The sequence below is a fragment of the Arthrobacter sp. 05L45_2 genome, from assembly GCF_056397525.1.
Window position 1 is genome coordinate 1 of record NZ_JBFTNO010000257.1, and the last position, 3,532, is coordinate 3,532.

The 3,532-nt window shown below is 65.5% G+C and carries 3 protein-coding genes and 1 pseudogene; 3 read left to right on the forward strand and 1 reads right to left on the reverse strand.

Annotated features, from left to right (window positions below; all coding sequences use genetic code 11):
- Nucleotides 1–84: 84 nt before the first annotated feature.
- Nucleotides 85–2,448, reverse strand: coding sequence for a transglycosylase domain-containing protein (locus AC1DHD_RS15015; protein WP_476880480.1), 2,364 nt, complete (start codon nt 2,446–2,448; stop codon nt 85–87).
- Nucleotides 2,449–2,485: 37 nt separating this feature from the next.
- Between AC1DHD_RS15015 and AC1DHD_RS15020 the strand changes: the two genes are divergently transcribed.
- The 3 genes and pseudogenes from AC1DHD_RS15020 to AC1DHD_RS15030 all read left to right on the forward strand — a co-directional run.
- A complete protein-coding gene (locus AC1DHD_RS15020) occupies nt 2,486–2,641 on the forward strand; it encodes a DUF4177 domain-containing protein (RefSeq protein WP_476880481.1) in 156 nt (51 codons plus the stop codon).
- Nucleotides 2,642–2,643: 2 nt separating this feature from the next.
- Entirely contained in the window at nt 2,644–3,234 is a 591-nt protein-coding gene (locus tag AC1DHD_RS15025) for a RidA family protein (protein ID WP_476880482.1), read from the forward strand.
- Between the two features lie 16 nt (nt 3,235–3,250).
- A pseudogene (locus AC1DHD_RS15030) lies at nt 3,251–3,532 on the forward strand (NUDIX hydrolase); the annotation flags it as partial.

The window sequence follows — 3,532 nt, forward strand, 5'->3', positions numbered from 1 at the left end:
CTGCAGCCCCGGCAGCGGCTGTGACGGCGAAGCCGCGCCCGATGCTTCGGACGCGGCTGGCCAGGGTGGTTCCGGCGGGCACGGCTACGGCTTCTTGTTGCCGGGCTTAGTCGGCTGCGCGGACGGCGCGGAGGACGGGGCCGGGCTCGGCGACGACGGCGCCGTGTTGGAGTTGCTGTTCCCGCCGCCGTTGTTGCCGCCCGTGTTGGTGTTCGGCTGCTGGTATGGCGTGGGTTCGGTCAGCAGGTTCGACGGCGGTTCCGGGAACGGTTCGGTGCCGTACCCGGGCGCGATCTGGGACATGAACCGGGAGAACATGGGACCGGCAATCATGTAACCGTCGATGCCCTGGTAGAACTGGCCGTTGACMGTGATGTTCTGGCCSGARCGTCCCTGGKCGCCGAGCGGGTCRCCAAACCAGGCSGCSGTGGCCAGGCCSGTGGTGTGSCCRACMACCCAGGTGGARCCGTTGTTGTTGGAGGTACCGGTCTTGGCCGCGATCGGGAAGTTGGTCACCGTCGAAATGCGTGGCTGGATCAGCGAGCCGGAGCCGCGGTTCAGGACTTCCTGCAGGGCGTAGTTCACGCCCCTGGCCACCTCGGGCTTGAGCGCGTCGCGGCAGTTCGTGGCCTGGCCGGGCAGCTTGCCCCCGGTCGCGTCCGTTACCGAGGTGATCGCGATCGGCGCGCAGTACCGGCCGTCGTTGGCGAAGGTGGCAAAGGCACTCGCCATGGTCAGCGGAGCGGTCTGGGTGGAGCCCAGGAGGTTGGAGATCTGGGACATATTGATCTTCGGGGTCGGCTCCTTGATGTGGCCGTTCGCGTCGAGGACAATCTTCCCGTCCTGGTCCCTGGTGGGCAGCCCCGAGTGCAGTCCGACCGCGTCCACGACCTTCTGGATCCCGCAGAAATCGAGCTGGGCGGCGGATGCGAACGTGATGGTGTTGATGGAGTTGTACAGGCCCTTGAGGACGGACATCGGCTTGTAATAGTCCGGTTCGGCGTTCTGCAGGTCCTCTGCGGCGCCCAGTTGCGCATCATGTTCGGGGGTGCTGTACGCGCCGGTGTTGGTGCCGCAGGTGTTCTTCCACGGGAAGTTCAGGGGGTACTGGCGCACGGAGCCGTCGACCACGGTGTTCATCGACTTGCCCTCGTCCAGCCACTCGGCGAAGGTGAACGGCTTCATGGTGGAGCCGGGCTGGGCGCCGCCGAGGCCGTTGAGGTCGTTGCCCTTGTCATCGAACCTGTCGACGTTGAAGTTCAGCTGCGTGTTGAACTTTCCCTTGGTTTCCAGCCATGAAGTGTTCTGGGCCATGGTGACGATCTTGCCGGTGCCCGGTTCCACGGACACCATGGACGCGCCCCACTTGTCCGGGTTCGCGCCGGCGGCGGAGTCAACCTGCGTCTGGGCGACCTTCTGGGCCTTCGGGTCCAGGGTGGTCTTGATGGTCAGGCCGCCGCGGAARATCTTSCGYTCGCGTTCCTTGGTGTCCGCMCCGTASGCSGGGTTGTTSAGCAGSAGGTGCAGCACGTAGTCGCAGAAGTACGGCGACGTCGGCGARTAGGCGCAGCCCTGGCGCGGCTGGGTCACCTTGGTCTTGACCGGCGTGGCGACGGCGGCGTCGTACTGGGCCTGTTTGATCTTCTTCTGCGACAGCATGGCCTTGAGGACCAGGTTGCGGCGGACCTTGGCGTTGTCCGGGTTGGTGATGGGGTCGTAGAACGACGGGCTGTTCACGACGCCGGCCAGGAGGGCCGCCTGCGGCAGGGTCAGGTTCTTGGCGGAGGTGCTGAAGAAGAACCGCGAGGCAGCCTCGATGCCGTAAGCGTCACGGTTGAAGAAGACGATGTTGAGGTAACCCTCGAGGATTTGCTCCTTGGAGAACTTCTTCTCCAGCGCGATGGCGAGCTTCATCTCGCGGAGCTTGTCACCGACGCCCTTGTTAACACCGTTCAGCAGGACCTTGTCGCCCTTGCCCTCGGACTCCAGGGAGGAGTTGATGACGTTGTTCACGTACTGCTGGGTGATGGTCGAGGCACCCTGCTTGTTGCCGCGGGCAGTGCTGACCAGTGCGCGGAGAATACCGGTGGTGTCGACGCCGCCGTGTTCGTAGAAGCGGCTGTCTTCAATGGCGACTACCGCGTCCTTGATGTACGGCGACATCTGGTCCAGCGAAACCCGGGTCCGGTTCTCCTGGTACAGGTTGGCGATGACGCTGCCGTCCGCGGCCAGGATCTTGGTCGACTGGCTCGGCGGCTCAACCTTCAGTTCCGCTGGAAGGGTCTCAAAGAATTTGATCGAACCGCTCGCGGCGTTGCCGGAAACGGCGGCCGCCGGGACCAGCAGCCCCGCCACGAGGACACCACAAATCGCGCTCACGCCCAGGAAAAGGATGAGCTTTCCGAGGGTGGTGGCCGTGTCGAATAAAGGGTTCTTACCAGTCGCCATGTTTTCCACTTTACCGGCAAGGACTAGGCTTTACTTCATGACCAAATGGGAGTACGCCACGATTCCGCTCATTATCCACGCGACCAAGCAGATCCTGGACCAGTGGGGCGAGGACGGGTGGGAGCTCGTCCAGGTTGTTACAGGCCCCGATGGAAACGGCCTGGTTGCCTACTTGAAGCGGGAGAAGAACTAGCAATGACCACCCCCGAAACAGCGGCGCCGGCCACGRCTGTGAGCACCGCAGCTCCGGCCGCCAGCACCGCCGGCCCGGCCGAAAGTGCCACGGCAACCGGCGCGTCGTCCGCCGTCGAACAACGCCTTGCCGAGCTCGGCCTGACGCTTCCCGACGTTGCCGCCCCGGTGGCCGCATACGTCCCCGCCGTGATCTCCGGCAACCACGTGTACACGTCCGGCCAGCTGCCCTTCATCGGCGGCAAGCTGGAAGCGACCGGCAAGGTCTCCGGYGGCACCGAGGCCGCCTCGGATGAGCCCACCGTCTCACCGGAGGCAGCCAAACGCTACGCGGAGATCTGCGCCGTCAACGCCCTGGCTGCCGTCAAGAGCGTCATCGGTGACCTCGACCGGGTCACCCGCATCGTCAAGGTGGTCGGCTTCGTCGCTTCCGACCCCTCGTTCACCGGCCAGCCCGGTGTTATCAACGGCGCTTCCGAGCTCCTGGGCAAAGTCCTCGGCGACGCCGGCCAGCACGCACGCTCCGCCGTCGGCGTTGCAGTCCTGCCGCTCGACTMCCCGGTCGAGGTCGAACTGATCGCCGAATTCGCCTAAAGGCCGGTCGCTTCCTTTGCCGCACTTAGCACGACGCCTGTTTGTCCTCCCCCCGGATCTTGAGGAGGCCGCCCGCAGCTGGATTGACCACGGCGAGCGGACCCCCCGGGCGCCCCGGTTCGCGTCCTCCGTGGTCCTGCTGCGCGATTCGCCCACCGGTCTGGAAACCTGGCTGGGTTACCGGCCCGGCTCGTCGCCGCTCGGCGTGCTCGCCTTCCCCGGCGGCTCGCTCGAATCCTCCGACGACGACGCCGTCGGCTGGCTTGGTCCGCCGCCACAGTGGTGGGCCGACCAGATG